The 15,748-nt window shown below is 50.4% G+C and carries 17 protein-coding genes; 10 read left to right on the top strand and 7 right to left on the bottom strand.

Features of this window, described 5'->3' with window-relative positions; translation table 11 throughout:
- Window positions 1–94: 94 nt before the first annotated feature.
- The 5 genes from AF_RS06325 to AF_RS06305 are packed head-to-tail and all read left to right on the top strand — an operon-like array spanning window position 95 to window position 3,853.
- Window positions 95–1,537 carry a pyruvate carboxylase subunit B gene (locus AF_RS06325; protein WP_010878747.1) on the top strand — a complete coding sequence of 481 codons (1,443 nt, stop codon included), beginning with the start codon at window positions 95–97 and terminating at the stop codon, window positions 1,535–1,537.
- A 25-nt stretch (window positions 1,538–1,562) separates the two neighbouring features.
- The gene (locus tag AF_RS06320; protein ID WP_010878746.1) at window positions 1,563–2,282 is read left to right on the top strand and encodes a proteasome assembly chaperone family protein; all 720 of its coding nucleotides are present in this window, start codon (window positions 1,563–1,565) and stop codon (window positions 2,280–2,282) included.
- 4 nt (window positions 2,283–2,286) lie between these two features.
- Window positions 2,287–2,676, top strand: a complete 390-nt coding sequence (locus AF_RS06315) for a DUF473 domain-containing protein (RefSeq protein ID WP_010878745.1) — start codon at window positions 2,287–2,289, stop codon at window positions 2,674–2,676.
- A 45-nt stretch (window positions 2,677–2,721) separates the two neighbouring features.
- Entirely contained in the window at window positions 2,722–3,129 is a 408-nt protein-coding gene (locus AF_RS06310; protein ID WP_048064357.1) for a hypothetical protein, read from the top strand.
- Window positions 3,130–3,166: 37 nt separating this feature from the next.
- Window positions 3,167–3,853, top strand: a complete 687-nt coding sequence (locus AF_RS06305) for a DUF554 domain-containing protein (RefSeq protein ID WP_010878743.1) — start codon at window positions 3,167–3,169, stop codon at window positions 3,851–3,853.
- Here the strand turns inward: AF_RS06305 and AF_RS06300 are convergent.
- On the bottom strand, window positions 3,819–5,093 hold the full coding sequence (locus AF_RS06300) for a tRNA (N(6)-L-threonylcarbamoyladenosine(37)-C(2))-methylthiotransferase (RefSeq protein ID WP_048064356.1): 1,275 nt from the start codon (window positions 5,091–5,093) through the stop codon (window positions 3,819–3,821). The two genes, AF_RS06305 and AF_RS06300, sit on opposite strands and share 35 nt — an antisense overlap.
- A 50-nt stretch (window positions 5,094–5,143) precedes the next feature.
- Between AF_RS06300 and AF_RS06295 the strand changes: the two genes are divergently transcribed.
- A complete protein-coding gene (locus AF_RS06295) occupies window positions 5,144–5,458 on the top strand; it encodes an ion channel (RefSeq protein WP_010878741.1) in 315 nt (104 codons plus the stop codon).
- On the opposite strand, the gene AF_RS06290 is transcribed toward AF_RS06295, so the two are convergent.
- Genes AF_RS06290 through hemL form a run of 5 tightly spaced genes read right to left on the bottom strand, consistent with a single transcriptional unit; the run spans window position 5,448 to window position 9,813 of the window.
- Window positions 5,448–6,464: a cation:proton antiporter gene (locus AF_RS06290; protein ID WP_010878740.1), complete on the bottom strand. Its 1,017-nt coding sequence runs from the start codon at window positions 6,462–6,464 to the stop codon at window positions 5,448–5,450. The two genes, AF_RS06295 and AF_RS06290, sit on opposite strands and share 11 nt — an antisense overlap.
- Before the next feature lies 1 nt (window position 6,465).
- Complete coding sequence (locus AF_RS06285) at window positions 6,466–6,936, bottom strand: cation:proton antiporter regulatory subunit (RefSeq protein ID WP_048064355.1); 471 nt, start codon at window positions 6,934–6,936, stop codon at window positions 6,466–6,468.
- 30 nt (window positions 6,937–6,966) lie between these two features.
- Window positions 6,967–7,701, bottom strand: a complete 735-nt coding sequence (cobA, locus tag AF_RS06280) for a uroporphyrinogen-III C-methyltransferase (protein WP_010878738.1) — start codon at window positions 7,699–7,701, stop codon at window positions 6,967–6,969.
- Window positions 7,691–8,560, bottom strand: a complete 870-nt coding sequence (gene hemC / locus AF_RS06275) for a hydroxymethylbilane synthase (protein ID WP_010878737.1) — start codon at window positions 8,558–8,560, stop codon at window positions 7,691–7,693. The genes cobA and hemC overlap by 11 nt, the downstream gene beginning before the upstream one ends.
- A complete protein-coding gene (gene hemL, locus AF_RS06270) occupies window positions 8,557–9,813 on the bottom strand; it encodes a glutamate-1-semialdehyde 2,1-aminomutase (protein ID WP_010878736.1) in 1,257 nt (418 codons plus the stop codon). Before hemL ends, hemC begins: the two co-directional genes overlap by 4 nt.
- A 96-nt stretch (window positions 9,814–9,909) precedes the next feature.
- Here hemL and AF_RS06265 point away from each other — a divergent pair, with 96 nt between their 5' ends.
- Window positions 9,910–11,202: a TrpB-like pyridoxal phosphate-dependent enzyme gene (locus tag AF_RS06265; RefSeq protein ID WP_048064354.1), complete on the top strand. Its 1,293-nt coding sequence runs from the start codon at window positions 9,910–9,912 to the stop codon at window positions 11,200–11,202.
- A gap of 65 nt (window positions 11,203–11,267) precedes the next feature.
- Window positions 11,268–11,492, top strand: a complete 225-nt coding sequence (locus AF_RS06260; RefSeq protein WP_010878734.1) for a 4Fe-4S dicluster domain-containing protein — start codon at window positions 11,268–11,270, stop codon at window positions 11,490–11,492.
- 37 nt (window positions 11,493–11,529) lie between these two features.
- Here AF_RS06260 and hdrA2 read toward each other — a convergent pair whose 3' ends face one another.
- Entirely contained in the window at window positions 11,530–13,839 is a 2,310-nt protein-coding gene (gene hdrA2 / locus AF_RS06255) for a CoB-CoM heterodisulfide reductase HdrA2 (protein ID WP_010878733.1), read from the bottom strand.
- Window positions 13,840–14,030: 191 nt separating this feature from the next.
- Between hdrA2 and AF_RS13095 the strand changes: the two genes are divergently transcribed.
- Complete coding sequence (locus AF_RS13095; RefSeq protein WP_010878732.1) at window positions 14,031–14,924, top strand: hypothetical protein; 894 nt, start codon at window positions 14,031–14,033, stop codon at window positions 14,922–14,924.
- The gene (locus tag AF_RS06245; RefSeq protein ID WP_048064353.1) at window positions 14,896–15,663 is read left to right on the top strand and encodes a hypothetical protein; all 768 of its coding nucleotides are present in this window, start codon (window positions 14,896–14,898) and stop codon (window positions 15,661–15,663) included. Before AF_RS13095 ends, AF_RS06245 begins: the two co-directional genes overlap by 29 nt.
- The last annotated feature ends 85 nt before the right edge of the window (window positions 15,664–15,748 follow it).

Raw genomic sequence — 15,748 nt, 5'->3', positions numbered from 1 at the left:
AATAAACTTTCCTGAAGAACGTAAATCTTGATCTTTTGAGGTGCAAGCAATATTAAAAACAAAAAATTTTTGTATTTCCCATCAGGCTTGAGACATGGCAAAAGTAAAAATTGTTGACTTAACTCTTAGAGACGGACACCAGTCCCTGCTTGCCACAAGAATGAGAACGAGAGACATGCTCCCAATTCTCGAAACTCTCGACGAGTCGGGAATTTACTCGCTTGAAGTTTGGGGCGGTGCAACCTTTGACGCCTGCCACCGCTTTCTAAACGAGAACCCGTGGGAGAGGCTGAGAGAAATCAGAAAGAGAGTTAAGAACGCAAAGCTTCAGATGCTGCTTCGAGGGCAAAATCTCGTGGGATACCGCCACTATCCTGACGATATTGTTGAGAAGTTTGTCCAGAAAACGATAGAAAACGGACTCGACGTTTTCAGAATTTTCGACGCTCTTAACGACGTAAGGAATTTGATTTCGTCCATTAAGGCTGCTAAAAAGTACAATGCGGACCACATACAGGGGACGATATGCTACACCATCTCTCCCGTCCACACCGTGGAGAAGTACGTAGAAATTGCAAACGAGCTTGCGGCGCTTGAGGTCGATTCCATCTGCCTGAAGGATATGGCGGGGATGCTTTCTCCGAAAATGGCATACGAGCTTGTAAAAGCGCTGAAGAAGGAGGTTGGACTGCCAATAAACGTCCACTCACACTACACGAGCGGGATGGCTTCGATGGCGTTGCTGAAGGGCGTTGAGGCGGGAGCGGAAATGATTGATACCTGCATGTCTCCGCTGAGCAGCGGGACCTCCCACCCTCCGACGGAGAGCATGGTCTATGCTCTGAACGAGCTTGGTTACGACACAGGCGTGAAGCTGGATATTCTGCTTGAGGCGAGAGAGTACTTCATGAAGATAAGGGAGAAGTACTCAGGCTACCTTAACCCTCTCTCGACAATTCCTGACACGAGAGTCTTGGTTTACCAGATTCCGGGAGGGATGTTCAGCAACCTTATTGCCCAGCTTCAGGAGCAGAACGCCCTCGACAGGCTTCAGGAGGTTCTAGAGGAGGTGCCAAGAGTGAGGGAAGACCTGGGCTATCCGCCGCTCGTCACTCCAACGAGCCAGATTGTAGGCGTGCAGGCGGTGATTAATGTCCTGGTGGGGGAGAGGTACAAGGTCGTGACGAGGGAAACCAAGGACTTGGTGAAGGGGATGTACGGGAGAACTCCCGCTCCGATCAAGCCCGAGATTGTAAAGAAGATTCTTGGCGATGAAAAGCCGATCGACTGCAGACCTGCCGACCTGCTTGAGCCTGAGTTCGAGAAGAGGAAGCAGGAACTCATTGAGGCAGGAATAGAGAATCCCAGCGATGAGGACGTTTTGCTCTACGCACTCTTCCCGCAAACCGGCCTGAAATTCCTGAAAGGGGAAATGGTCGAGGAGCCGTTCCCAGTTGCGGGAGGAAAGATTGAGGGGAGCTTCGAGGTTGAGATAGACGGGCAGAAGTACGTGGTTAAAGTCGCGCCAGAAAAGTGATATACCTCTTTTTCCAATTTTTAGCATGGAGCTTGAAACGGAAATTATTGTCGACAAGGTGGATGTTGAAAACCCGATTCTGATAACGAGCTTTCCGGGAATAGGGCTTGTGGGCACAATAGCCACCGCACACTACATAATGGAGCTGAAACTGGAGTCCATAGGCATCGTTGATTCGAGGCTCCTCCCTCCAGTTGCATCTCTGTATGAGGGCGTAATTCTGCCGCCTGTGAGAGTTTACCAGAGCGCAGACTTGGGATTCGTTCTCATTCACTCGGATGTACCCATAATACCTCAGGCCGCCATCGATATGAGCAAGAAAATCGTTCAGTTCGCCGCTGAGATTAACGCGAGGAGGGTTTACTCCTTTGCCGGAGTTGCAACCTTTGAGGACAAGAAGAGAGTGTTCGCTGCTGCTACGAGCAAGGAGCTTCTTGAGGAGGTTAAAGACCACGCGGAGATATTCAAAACGGGGACGATTTCAGGAATTGCAGGAAGCATAATGAACGAGTGCGTTGCTGCAAAGATGCCCGGAATTGTGCTTCTCGGGGAAACACTCGGCTTCAATCCTGATCCCAGGGCTGCTGCTAGCCTGATTGAGGCTGTAAACAAAATAATGAACTGGAACGTCAGTGTGGAAAAGTTGCTCAAGGAGGCGGAGATGATAGAGGCGCAGATGCAGAAATTGGCTGAGCAGGCAAGGATGCAGGAAGAGAGGAAAGAGGAGTTCCCCATGTACGGGTGATAGCATGAAGTGTTTGGTACTGACGGGCATATCGAGAAACGTGATTGAAGAGCTAATGAGAAGGAACATTAGGACCATAGAACTGCGCAGCGCACACAATGTTGCAACTGCACTAAAGGCCGAACCGGGAGACTGCGTTTTCCTCACTCCTGCAAGGATAAATGATTTGGGAAGAGGTGTAAGCGGACTTGTAGCAGAGGTGAGGGGAAAGGAAGTGATGAGCCAGTCCCTTTTCTACCAGTCGCCAAGCTACATAGAGGAGAGCGAGCTTACAGTTGTGAGGCTTATGCTGAAGCCGAAAAGCCTGGGAAGGCTTGTACAGGTCAAGAGGGGAGCCTTCCTCGAAACGATTGAGGGTGACGTGGTTGAGATGTCATACTTCGATGCGAGGTAGCCTTACTTTTAGAAAATTTTAAATTTTTGTGTGTTAACAAGGTGTATGGGCAGGGCTTTCAGATTATCTACGTTTTTTGCTCTAACAACAGCCGTAACTCTGGGAATTTTCGTGATTTCCAGCGTTTATCTGGCCCACAATGGAATAAAGCTCCCGTGGACTTCGGCAAAAATTGAGGAGGGAGTAGCTCACTACTCAGTTGATGCCATCACTGCACTGGCCATCACCATCATCGCTGCTATCCCACTTACAGCCGTAACAGAAAGATTCGCCAAAAATGGGGAGCTTAGGGCTTACTACATAAGCTTCTCATTAATCTTGCTGTTTTTTGCAGCGGTGATGATTCTTCTCTTTGTCAATACCTGCAGCCTTTGCAGCTCATCCTGCAGTGTCAGAGAGTGCGGTGTTGAGATTGCACTCTTCAACGCGGAAATAAGCTGCGTATGTCAGTAGAAGGAAAGAATTAAATCGCAGGTGATGATTTAGGGCAATGATAACGGGAACGCTAATCAACGCTTTAACAGTTGTTTTTGCATCACTCCTCGGCCTCGCCATCGGTTCCCGCCTGAGCGAGAGCATTAGGGGGGCTATTATAAACGTTCTCGGTCTGGCGGTGCTTTTAATTGGAATTAGCATGGCCTTGGAGACGAAAAACGTCCTGATTCCCACGCTCAGCGTTGTTGCTGGAACGGCTGTCGGGGAGGTTATGGGAATAGAGAAAGCTTTGCAGAGCTTTGGGGATAGAGTTGAGCGCAGATTGGGGAAGGGAAGGTTCTCCGAGGGGTTTGTTGCGGCAACTCTGCTTTACTGCGTAGGGCCGATGGCCATTCTCGGCCCCATTCAGGAGGGCCTGACTGGAGACATGTCGGTTCTGATGGCAAAGTCTCTGCTCGACGGTGTGGCATCAGTTGCCCTCGCATCAGCCTTAGGAATTGGCGTTGCTTTCTCAAGCATCAGCATCCTCGTATATCAGGGATTTTTCGCATTGCTTGCGGCACAGCTCAGCAGCGTCGTTACTGAGAGAATTATAGCCGAGTTCACCTCTACCGGAGGACTGCTGATAATGGGCATTGGGATAAACCTCCTTGAGCTCAGAAAGCTGAGAGTGGGGAACATGCTTCCAGCGCTGATTTTTGCACCTCTCATTGTGGCTGTTCTGCAGCTAACTGGCCTATGAGGTAGTTGAACCTGCAGTCCTTTATCTTTACCTCAACAAACTCCCCCACCGCTCCCTCGGTGACAACAGCCCTGTAGGAATTCATCCTCGCCAGATTTCTGCCGTTTTTGCCCTCCTTCGTGACCAGAACTCTGAGCTTTTTCCCAACAAATCGTTTATTGTTCTCCAGACCAATCTTTCTCATCAAATCCGTCAGCTTCCTCGACCTCTCCTTCTTTATCCACCCCGGAATGTCCCTCAGCCTTGCCGCAGGAGTGCCTTTCCTTGCTGAATAGCGGGTGATGTTCACTATGTCGGGTCTCGTTTCTTTTATAAGCTCGTAGCTTTTCCAGAAAGCCTCTTCAGTCTCAGTTGGAAAGCCTACTATTATGTCGGTGGAGATTAAAACATCATCGAATGAGTTTCTGAAGGCTTCAACAACCTCAACGTAGTCCTCAACAGTATGATTGCGCTTCATGTCCTCCAGAATTCTGTTGTCCCCGCTCTGAACGGGGATGTGGAGGAACTTGTAGATTTTTTCGCTGCTGTAAGCGTTTATCAGCTCATCGAGCATTCTGACGGCATGTTGGGGGTTCATCATCCCCACTCTAACTCTAAACTCCCCTTCAATCTCCGAAATTTTCCTCAGCAGCTCTGGGAGCATCGCCCTTCCCTTGTCCATGCCGTAAGCTCCCGTGTCCTGAGAAGTTAGCTGAATCTCCCTGTAACCTGCCCTTACAGCCCTTTCCGCCTCCCTCACGATTGCATCCATGGAGAAGCTTCTCAGCCTTCCCCTCGCAAACTTCGTGGCGCAGAAGCTGCACTTTCCAAGACAGCCCTCGGAGATTGAGACAATGGCGATAGCATTCTCCCTCAGCCTGCACTTTAAGTGAGAGAATTCAGCCTTATCAATGAACCTCCTTTCGGTGAAAAGCTTTCGCCCGTTTAAGGCGGAGTAAACGGCATCAACAACCATATCGAGGTTGTCGGGTGAGAGGGCTGAGTCAGCAACGCTTAGAGCTTCCTTGCTAATCCTCGTCAGGCAGCCTGCCAGAACGACCTTCTTACCTTCCCTCTTCAAATCCAGCATTCTGCGAATGATTTTTCTCTCGGTAAAATCAATAACTCCGCAAGAGTTGATGATGACGACCTCAGCGTCCTCGACTGAAGATAGCTCAAACTCCCCTGACAGAAAACCCCTCATTATGTCCGAATCCGCCTGGTTAGTTGTGCATCCATAGGTTTCAATCGCAACTCTCAACCTCTACACCTAACCAAAGCTGTTAAAAAGGATTTTTGCGTTGGTGCAATATGATTCAGATTATCCTCCTCAGAGCTGTTAAAAAGCTTATACGCTCACTCCGAAGGAGGGCGATTCTCATTTACGCGGGACTCTACACCGTGACCCTCTGGGCAGTCTCATCAATCATCTTTCACCTTTATGAGGGCGTGGATTTGTTTGACGCCCTTTACTGGGCTGTAACCACGACCACGACAGTTGGCTATGGAGACGTAACTCCCTTAACCGTCAGGGATGGTGAGGTTTTGACCAATCCTCCTGAGGACTTCGTGCTTGGAGATGATGACGAGGTTATTTACATAGCGGAAAAGAGGATTAAAGCTTAGCAATCAGAGAGCCCGCAATTGACGTGAAGAGAACCACAGCTGCAAGAGTTGTCGCAAATTCGGGAGCGAAGAGGGCGGGGAAGATTACGGTAAACTCGCCCCTTGCAAGCGTGTATTTGAACACCTCCACCGCATCGCTTTTGCTTGTGGTGAAGCGAGCGATGAAGTAGGCTCCCGCTAGCTTGCCGATTACTGCAACCGCTATGAGCAGCAGGGAGAGGTAGGAGAAATGTAGGTCAACCATCGTGCCGAAGAAGACGAAGAAGACTGCCAGAAACACCTCCTTAAACGGAACCAGCATTTTGTCTATCCTGAGCCTGTTCAGGGCAACTCCGAAAAGTATTGCCATCAAAGCCTCGGAAATTCTGAACTTCTCAGCCAGAAACAGGGATATGGAGGGAATTGAGAACGTCAGCAGATATGGAACCTCGTCCTCCCTGCTCATCAGCTTCTCGATCTGGGGGGATATTGCGTAGAGAGCCAGAGCGGTAAGGGCAATCAGAGCGAGGTAGAGGAGAGTCAAAGGCTCGGAGGCCGAGAAGAGGAACAGCAGTGCAACCAGAACTATGTCCTCGAAGACCATCAGCAGAACGACCACTTCTGCAAAGGTGAAAACAAGCTTCCTGTCGTCAACGAGCATTTTCAGGTTTATTGCGGAGCTGCTGATGTAAATCGCAGAGGCGAGAATGAAAGCATCCCTTAAATCAAATCCGATGAGGTAGAGGAGAACCAAAGGTGGTAGGAAGTTGAAAAGAAAATCTATCGTGCCGCTTTTGAGCGTTCTCTGCCATGTTTTTTTGATTGTTGAAGGGGGAATTTTAAGGCCAACGTAGAAAAGCAGAAACACGATTCCGAGCTTCCCCAAAAACTCTACTTCGGACAAATGCCATCCCGCTTTACCCAGCGCCATTCCAACGAGTATGTAGGCAGGTATAGGGGTTATCCTGAGCATTCTGCTGATTATCGCTGCAATCGCTGCTGCGAATACAATTACGGCAAGCTCCATCTCAATCCCTGAGGAACTTCTCGAAGTTCTCTATCTGGTGCTTCTCACCTATGACAACCACCTTATCCCCAGGCTCAAGAACGGTTTCTGGAGAGGGGCTGATTATTGTCTTCTCCTTCTTCAAAACCGCTATCACCGTTGCTCCTGTCTTGCTTCTTATTCCCAGCTCACCTATGCTCTTCCCTGACAGCCTCTTCGGAACTGTGTAGGTGTGGACGGCTATTCTAAGTTCTGCAAGTCCCGGAAGGGAGAGTTCCATACCCTCTTCTTCCCGCTCCAGAATTGAGCCCGAAAGAACGCTTGCAACTCTCCTTGCCTCTTCGGCCGTTAGAGTTACGCAGCACGGCTTGCCACAACTTTTTTCCAAAATGTAAAGCTGTATTTTACCCGTGTCAAGAAAAACGACCGCTACCTTGCCATCGGGAGTATCTATTTCATACTTCGTTCCCACGCCGGAGAGGTCTATTGCCATATTTAATATTTCCACCAGAACTTAAAAAGATTAACCCAGCCATCTGGACAAAACGCCGTAAAGCTCCACAACCTTGCCTATGACGATGATTGCTGGAGGCTTAACTCTTTCCTTCTCAGCCCTTTCGGCCATTTTCCCGAGAGTGGTTAAAATAACCCTCTCCCTGTCGGAAAAACCGCTCTCTATTATAGCCACCTCCGTTTCCGGATCTTTGCCATGCTCAAGAAGATTTTTTGCTATTTCAGGAATTCTCGAAACTCCCATTAGAATCACGATGGTGGCGTTAAGCTCAGCCAGTGCCTTCCAGTTCAGCCTCTCCCTGCTCTCCCTTCCAGTGATAAACACCAAGGCAGGGTCGTAGCGGCGGTGGGTGACGGGAATTCCGACAGCCTCTGGAACTGCAATGGCTGAAGTCACTCCCGGCACAAATTCAAAGGGGATGCCGTGCTTTGCCAGAAACTCTGCTTCCTCCCCACCCCTTCCAAAAACGCAGGGGTCTCCGCCTTTAAGCCTCACCACTGTTTTTCCCTGCCTTGCGTACTCAACCAGAAGTTTGTTTATCTCCTCCTGCCTCTTCTTGTGCCTTCCGCTCCTCTTTCCCACATCCACGATTTCAGCCCTGCTCTCCTTGAGTAGCTCAGCAACCTCCCCTATCAACTCGTCGTGCAGAATAACATCGGCCCTCTTTATGAGCTCGTAGGCTCTTAAGGTGAGCAAATCCTTCTTTCCGGGCCCCGCCCCAACGATGTAAACCTTACCCACCATAGATCTCCTTCCTGAGATCTTTGCCTATTTCAGCAGCCTCCTCAACTGCTGTATCCTTCGAAAGCTTCTCCTCAACTCTCAAATACTTTTTGTCAAGAATCTCGCAAATCAGCCTTACTCTGCTTTGAGCTTCAGCGTAAACACCTACCGGAACAGCGCAGCCAACACCAAGCTCCTTTATTACAGCTCTCTCAACCATCGCCTCCAGCCAAGTCTTCTCGTCATTGAGGAAAGCAACCAGATCCTCCTCACCCTTCCTCGTGGCTATCGCAATTATTCCCTGATTGGCAGGGGGGACAATCACCTCAGGCGGGAAGGGCTGATACTCAACCTCCCTGTCAAGCCCCAGCCTCTTCAAACCAGCCTCCGCAACCACTATAGCGTCGTAATTGCCCTCTCTCAGCTTCCTCAGCCTTGTGTCAAGGTTTCCCCTGAGATTCTCGAACCTCAGATCCCCCCTCAGCCTCGAAAGCTGTGCCCTCCTTCTAAGACTTGAGGTTCCAACCACAGCACCCTCATCAAGCTCCTCCAGAGTGCTTCCGTCCCTTGAAATGAGCACGTCACATGGAGAATCCCTCTCAATCACCGCGGCAACAACTGTCCCCTCCACCCTCTGGCTCGGCACGTCCTTGAAGCTGTGGACAGCCACGTCCACCTTCCCCTCGGCCAGAGCCGTGTCCAGAGCCCTGACAAAGGCCCCCATCCCCTTGAACTCGTAGAGGGGCTTGTCCTTCATTATGTCCCCTGCAGTCTTCACAATCCTGATTTCTACCTCGTACCTCTCCTTCAGCCTCTCAGCAACCTTGTTTGTCTGGGCTAAAGCGAGCTTGCTGCCCCTTGTCCCCACAATGAGCTTCATAACGATTCGCTCACCGCCTCCACAGTTTTTTCAACATCCTCCTCGGTGTGGGCGAAGCTTACAAAGCAGGTCTCGTACTGAGATGGTGGCAGAAAAACTCCATTCTCAAGCATTCTCCAGAAGAACTCCATGAACCTCTCCTTGTTGAGCTGCAAGGCTTCGGCGTAGTTTCTCGGAGTTGGGCCGAAGTATATGCAGAACATTGAAGCCAAACTCCCAACCTCACATTCAGCCTTTTTATCCTCCAGAACGTCAGCTATGCCCGAAACGAGTTTCTCGGTGAGGGAGTTGACTTTCTCAATCACTCCGTTCTCCTCCATGAACTTCACAGTTGCGTAACCGGCAGTGAGGCTCAGAGGGTTCCCGCTGAAGGTTCCGGCCTGATAAACGTCTCCCGAAGGAGCAACCCTCTCCATTATCTCCTTTCTTCCGCCAAAAATCCCTATGGGCAACCCACCTCCAGCAATCTTTCCAAGAGTTGTTAAGTCGGGCTTAACTCCGTAATACTCCTGCGCTCCGCCCATCGATACCCTGAAGCCAGTAATAACTTCATCGAAAATCAGCAGGACGTCGTTCTCGGCCGTAACTTTTCTTACCTCCTTCAGATAATCTTTCTCAGGCAGAATCAGGGACGAGTTGCCCATCACGGGCTCAAGGATTAATGCTGCTACCTCATTTTTCTCCAGAATTTCGGATAGAGCCTCAATGTCGTTGAAGGGCACCTGCAGAGTGTTTTTGACGAAGTCAGCGGGGACTCCCGCAGAATTGGGAATGCCGTGGGTTGTGGCACCGCTTCCAGCCTTAACAAGAACGGCATCATGCGCACCGTGAAAGCTCCCCTCGACCTTGACAATTTTGTCCCTCCCTGTAAAGCCTCTCGCAACCCTTAAGGCAGCCATCGTTGCCTCGCTGCCCGTGTTCACAAACCTGAGCATCTCCATTGAGGGGAAGTACTTCTGAATTAGCTTCGCATACTCAATTTCAAGCTCTATGGGGGTTCCATAGAGCCAGCCCCTTTCAAGCTGCTCCGCCAAGGCGTTCTTTACCACCTCATTTGCATGGCCAAGAACCAGCGGGCCATAGGCCATGCAGTAGTCTATGTAAGCGTTTCCATCAACGTCGTAAATTTTAGAGCCCTTTCCCCTTGCGGTGTAAAAGGGATGCGGCTTGAAAGCCCTAACGGGGCTGCTTACACCTCCGGGCATCAGATTCAAAGCTTCAGCGTAGAGCTTTCTCGACTTATCAAGCTTCATGCTTCGCTCTCTCCAATTCGTTTTAAATGTTTTCTTGCTGAGAATGTTCCCATTTAATGGGAAAAAACTTAAATAAAATGAATGCTCTCATGGTGCATGAAAAAGATAATGCTTGATGAGAGCGAGATGCCGAAGGAGTGGTACAACGTTCTGCCCGATCTGCCCGAACCTCTCCCTCCACCGCTCCATCCCGCAACGCAGGAGCCTGTAAAGCCAGAAGATTTGGAGCCGATTTTTCCGAAAGGGCTGATTCAGCAGGAGATGAGTGGCGAGAGGTGGATAAGGATTCCGGAGGATGTAAGGGAAATTTACAGAATCTGGCGTCCAACACCTCTGGTAAGGGCTGAGAGGCTTGAAAAGGCTCTGAAAACTCCAGCAAGGATTTATTTCAAGTACGAGGGGGCAAGCCCTCCGGGCAGCCACAAGCCCAACACCGCCGTTGCGCAGGCCTACTACAACGCGAAGGAGGGAGTTGAGAGACTCACCACTGAAACCGGAGCGGGACAGTGGGGTTCAGCTTTGTGCTTCGCAACGAAGCTCTTCGAGATGGCGTGCACGGTTTACATGGTTAAAGTAAGCTTCATGCAGAAGCCCTACAGGAGGGTGATGATGGAGACGTGGGGTGGAGAAGTCATTCCATCTCCCAGCGACAGAACGGAAGTGGGCAGGAAGATTCTTGCAGAGAATCCCGACACGCCGGGGAGTTTGGGTATAGCCATTAGCGAGGCCATTGAGGATGCTGCCAAAAACGAGAACACCAAGTACAGCCTTGGAAGCGTTCTGAACCACGTCCTGCTTCACCAGACTGTTATTGGCCTTGAAACCAAGGCGCAGCTTGAGAAGGTTGATGAGAAGCCTGACGTGCTGATTGGCTGTGTGGGTGGTGGTAGCAACTTTGCAGGCCTCACTTACCCCTTCGTTAACGACGCGAAGAATGGTGATCTGGAAATCATCGCTGTTGAGCCCGCTGCCTGCCCCACGTTGACGGCAGGAGAGTACAAGTACGATTTCGGTGATGTTGCAGGCCTGACACCCCTTCTGAAGATGTACACCCTCGGCCACGACTTCATCCCACCTCCAATCCACGCTGGTGGGCTTAGGTACCACGGTGACGCTCCAACACTCTGCATGCTTGTCAAGCACGGCGTAATTAAGGCAAGGGCGGTGAAGCAGCTTCCAACATTCGAGGCCGGGTTGCTCTTCGCCAGAACGGAGGGCATAATCCCCGCTCCGGAAACCAACCACGCAGTGAGGGCGGCGATTGATGAGGCCATTAAGGCGAGGGAGAACAACGAGGAGAAGGTAATCGTCTTCGGCTTCAGCGGTCACGGATTGCTTGACTTGCAGGCTTACGACGACTACCTTGCGGGAAGGCTTGCCGACACTTAGGCCAGTTTTTACAGTCTTTGTCAAAATCCCCTCCAATTTTTATTCAGCTTTTCCCGGGAGAGCTCATGAAGTTCAGAGTGGAGTTCGACCCAAGGAGATGCGGCGCTGCTGGAGAGTGCGTTGACGTCTGCAAGAACGGCGTGTGGACATGGAAGGAAGTTGAGTCAAGATTTCTCGGCATGAGAATCAGGAGAAGAATACCGTTCCCGGAAAACCAGGAGAAATGCACGGGCTGCAGGAAATGCGAGAGAATCTGCCCAACAAGATGTGTGAGGGTCGTGGAGGCTTAGTTTTTCTGCCTCTTTTACCTTCTTAAGACGAATTAAATCAGCTCTTCAACTTTTTCAGCTCCTCCACGAACTCGTTGAAATCGTTGGCAATGCCCTCCGCCTCTCCTGCAGAGTGCCAGATGCATCTAACTCTTTCAGGCTCGATCCCCACTTCCTTCAAAGCCTCCTTCAAGGCCTCAAACCTGTCCTTCGCCTTGTAGTTTCCATACTTGAAGTGGCACTCCCCAAGCCTGCATCCTGCAATGATTACACCATCAATGCCCCTGGCCAAGGCCCTCAAAACCCATTCTGGGTCAACTCTGCCAGAGCAGAGCACCCTGATAATGCGGACGTTAGGCTCGTACTGCACCTTCGTTGTTCCAGCCAAATCAGCAGCGCCGTAGCTGCAGTACCAGCAGGCAAAGGCTAGGGCGAGGGGGTCGGCGTTCTTCTCCTCACCCAGAGCGTCTATCATGGCCTTAATGCCTTCATCGCTGAAAAATCCCATGTCTATAGCATCAGCGGGACATGCAGCAACGCATATTCCACACATCGCACAGGCGTTGGGGTTGATTTTAGCCTTCCTGTCAACGGTAACGGCATTGAACTCGCAAACCTTCTCGCAGATTCTGCATCCAATGCACTTCTCCTCATCAACGTATGCGTTGTAGGGGTCGAATTCGGTCTCTCCTGTAAGCACAAGCTGTGCAGCCTTTGCTGCAGCCAAACCAGCTGAGGCAACGCTGTCCTGAATGTCCCTCGGCCCGCTGGCACAGCCCGCAAGGAAAATGCCCTTAACGTTGGTTTCAGCTGGCCTGAGCTTGGGATGAGCTACTTCAAAAAATCCGTCCTCACCTATTCCCAAACCAAGCTTTGTGGCTACATCCCTGTTCCCCTCTATGCCGATGGAGAGGACGACGAGATCAAACTCCTCCTCCCTCACCTCTCCCTCAAGCGTGCTCTCGTAGCTTACAATCAAATTCCCGTTTTCGTTCTCTATGATTTCCCCAACCTTGCCCCTGATAAACCTCACTCCAGCCTCCTGAACTCTCCTGTAAAACTCTTCATACATTCTGCCGAAGGCCCTGATGTCTATGTAGAAGATGGTAATCTCAGCATCGTGATACCTCTCCTTTATGGCATAGGCGTTCTTAAGGCTGACCATGCAGCAAACTCTGCTGCAGTACTTGTTCGTCTTCTCATCCCTGCTTCCCACACACTGGATGAAGGCTATTCTTTTTGGCACGGTGCTGTCAGAGGGTCTCAGCAATCTTCCCATTGTTGGACCGCTGGCAGAGAGCAACCTTTCCAGCTCAATAGTTGTAATTACGTTTTTAAACCTTCCATAGCCGTATTCTGTCTTCCTTCTCGCATCGAAGATTTTGTATCCAGTAGCGACAATTATCGCTCCAGCCTTGATTTCAAGCGTTTCGGGCTGCTGGCTGAAGTCCACAGCCTTTGGCTGGCAGGCCTTCTCACAGAGTCTGCAGCCTATGCAATGCTCCCAGTCTATTGCAGCGTAGAGAGGAGTTGACTGTGGGATTGGAATGTAGATGGCCTTTCTCACGCCAATGCCGTAATCAAACTCGTTTGGGATTTCTACAGGGCAGACACTGCTGCAGTCGTCTATGCAGCCCTTGCACTTGCTCTCGTCAACGTATCTTGGGTGCTTGATAACCTTAATTCTGAAATTACCGACGCTCCCGTTAATTTCATCGATCTCGGCATTGGTTATGACCTCAATGTTCTCGTGATTCCAGACGTCGCTCATTTTTGGGGCAAGAATGCAGATGGAGCAGTCATTTGTCGGAAAAACCTCGTTAAGCGTGGCCATGTGCCCCCCAATGGTGGGATTTTTCTCTATGAGGTAAACCTTAATTCCGGAATCGGCCAGTGTTAAAGCCGCCTCAATTCCCGCGACTCCACCACCGATGACGGCAACACTTCTCTCAATTTCGGCCTTTCTTCTCTCTAAGGGCCTGTTTGTCCTGGCCTTCGCAACGGCCATCCTGATTAAGTCCTTCGCCTTTGCCAGGGCAGCCTTTGGCTTTGCCTGATGAACCCAGGAGCACTGCTCCCTGATGTTCGCAATCTCAACCATGTATGGATTCAGCCCGGCCCTTATGGCAACTCTCCTGAAGGTTGGCTCGTGAAGTTTGGGGCTGCAGGCAGCAACAACAAAAGCATCAAGGTTCTTCTCCTTAATGGCGTTTAAAATCTCCTCCTGCCCAGAATCGGAGCAGGCATAATCGATATCCTCAGCGTGAACAACGCCGTCAATTGTCTTGGCATACTCAACAAGCTCCTTAACATCAACAACTCTTGCAATGTTCAGACCACAGTGGCATACAAAAACCCCAATCCTCATTCCCTTGCCCCTTTATTTTTCCGGTTTTAAATTTTGCTATCCTTTTAGTAACAGGCGGAAAGTTTTATCACTGTTAACTCCTGAGTTATCACTGTTAACAAAATGTGATGTGATTTTTTAAAGGTTTTGACAAATGCGATAAAAATCGTAGAAGTAACTTTTATAAATTGGAAATTTAATAGGTAAGGCTAATGAGAGCCATCAATAAGTTCCTCATCACTGTTTGCATCGCATTGCTTGCCAGCGTTGCTGTTGCTCTTGGAGATGGCGAAGAGACCGGGGAGGCAGAGGAGTTCAAGGTCATCGACCACTCAAAAGTCTGGGAGGAAAAGGGGATAACCAAGTATGAGGGCTCCAAAACCTGCATTCAGTGCCACGAGGATAAGGTAAGGCAGTTTTTCCACAGCTACCACTACCAGCTTTTCTCGGAGAATGAAGGAATCAACGGGAAAACCATGATTTTTGGAGGCAAAATGGCCTTCAACGACTACTGCATGGCCATGTTCGTCAACAACGGCACAAAGGTGGTGAACTGGATAGGGTACATAACGCTGAAAAAAGCCCCTGAAGGCTACGAAGACCTTGTAGGAAGCTTTACCGGACTGACAGGGTGCAGCATGTGCCACGGAGTTGGAATGGGTCTTCCGCCAAGCCCGCAGGAGAGTGAGGAGCAGCTTGGCAACATCGATTGCTTGGCCTGCCACGCAAAGCCCGATGTTTACGTTTCTGGCGTTCTCGGAATCAAGCTCGGACTCAAGAATGTGACTAAGGACGACCAGGGCAGGTGGAGATACGTAATAAACGTTCCGACGGAAGAGCTTGCGAAGAGCATCATAAACAGGCCGCAAAGCAAGAACTGTCTGGCCTGCCACGCCTTCAGCGGTGGAGGTCCGCACCTCAAGAGGCCCAACATCGCTCCCGACCTGCTGAACCCTGAGCTTGCTGCCGAATTCGATGTTCACTTCAAAGCCGGTTTGGGATGCACAGACTGCCACAGCGGTGAGAATCACGAGTTCGGTACAAATTCTGTTGACACATGGTCGAGAGAGGGAGAGGGTGCCGAAGTGCAGCAACTGCCACACTGAAGACCCGCACAATGGCTTTTTCGGGTACTTCCTGAACACCTTCCACGACAGAGTTGCATGCCAGACCTGCCACATTCCCACAATAGCCCATGGAGAGTACCCGACCGAGTACTACAGGGACTGGACAGTCGCAACTTTCCTACCCAAGGAGAAGAGGTGGAAGTTCGCGATTCCTGACCCTGAAAGTGGCGATTACAGCAAGTGGTACCTCTTCAACAACCTCCAGCCCAGCTACGCCTGGTACAACGGAGATAGGGAGGTTTACATCTTCCCTACACCTGTTGAGCCAGTTCCAGTAAGTGAGGTCATGGAGAAGGTCGGAGGAAAGTATGAGGCTTCTCAAATCAAGGCAGGAAGTGGAGAGGTTGTTGGAGCAATTTACTACGTGAAGCCCACAGCCTCGAAGGAGGATGGCGATGCAAAGATTTACCCGTTCAAAGTTCATGTTGCAGTAGTCCCCTACAGCGAGCAGGATAGGGTCCCCGTTCCAGTAAAGGCTGGAATTGCCTTTGCAACTGGAAACATAACCATGGCGATGGCAGCTGGGGCAAAGGACGCTGGAGTGACCTACGAACCGGGCAAGGCGGTTCTTTACGTGAGATACATGCAGGTCAACCACGGAGTCCAGCCCAAGGAAAAGGCACTGTTCTGCTTCGACTGCCACAACATAGCTGAAGGGAGAATGCACTGGGAGGACCTCGGATACGGCATTTATCCAAAGGTGGCTTCGGAGGAATAATTGCGGGGATATTGGCAGTTGTTCTCGGAGCCGTATGGCTGATAAGGAGGAGAGGCTCCTAAATTTCAAAATTTTTAAATATTTT

The sequence above is a fragment of the Archaeoglobus fulgidus DSM 4304 genome (assembly GCF_000008665.1).
In the GTDB taxonomy this organism is placed as follows: domain Archaea; phylum Halobacteriota; class Archaeoglobi; order Archaeoglobales; family Archaeoglobaceae; genus Archaeoglobus; species Archaeoglobus fulgidus.
This window is presented reverse-complemented; position numbering and strand designations above follow the sequence as displayed.

Coding starts and splice junctions, on each gene's coding strand:
- cobA (WP_010878738.1), bottom strand. CDS start 7,701: ATGGTGGGTAAGGTTTACATCGTTGGGGCGGGGCCCGGAAAGAAGGAT.
- AF_RS06310 (WP_048064357.1), top strand. CDS start 2,722: ATGGGCAGGGCTTTCAGATTATCTACGTTTTTTGCTCTAACAACAGCC.
- hdrA2 (WP_010878733.1), bottom strand. CDS start 13,839: ATGAGGATTGGGGTTTTTGTATGCCACTGTGGTCTGAACATTGCAAGA.
- AF_RS06305 (WP_010878743.1), top strand. CDS start 3,167: ATGATAACGGGAACGCTAATCAACGCTTTAACAGTTGTTTTTGCATCA.
- AF_RS13095 (WP_010878732.1), top strand. CDS start 14,031: ATGAGAGCCATCAATAAGTTCCTCATCACTGTTTGCATCGCATTGCTT.
- hemC (WP_010878737.1), bottom strand. CDS start 8,560: ATGAAGCTCATTGTGGGGACAAGGGGCAGCAAGCTCGCTTTAGCCCAG.
- AF_RS06290 (WP_010878740.1), bottom strand. CDS start 6,464: ATGGAGCTTGCCGTAATTGTATTCGCAGCAGCGATTGCAGCGATAATC.
- AF_RS06260 (WP_010878734.1), top strand. CDS start 11,268: ATGAAGTTCAGAGTGGAGTTCGACCCAAGGAGATGCGGCGCTGCTGGA.
- AF_RS06285 (WP_048064355.1), bottom strand. CDS start 6,936: ATGGCAATAGACCTCTCCGGCGTGGGAACGAAGTATGAAATAGATACT.
- AF_RS06265 (WP_048064354.1), top strand. CDS start 9,910: ATGAAAAAGATAATGCTTGATGAGAGCGAGATGCCGAAGGAGTGGTAC.
- AF_RS06320 (WP_010878746.1), top strand. CDS start 1,563: ATGGAGCTTGAAACGGAAATTATTGTCGACAAGGTGGATGTTGAAAAC.
- hemL (WP_010878736.1), bottom strand. CDS start 9,813: ATGAAGCTTGATAAGTCGAGAAAGCTCTACGCTGAAGCTTTGAATCTG.
- AF_RS06295 (WP_010878741.1), top strand. CDS start 5,144: ATGATTCAGATTATCCTCCTCAGAGCTGTTAAAAAGCTTATACGCTCA.
- AF_RS06315 (WP_010878745.1), top strand. CDS start 2,287: ATGAAGTGTTTGGTACTGACGGGCATATCGAGAAACGTGATTGAAGAG.
- AF_RS06325 (WP_010878747.1), top strand. CDS start 95: ATGGCAAAAGTAAAAATTGTTGACTTAACTCTTAGAGACGGACACCAG.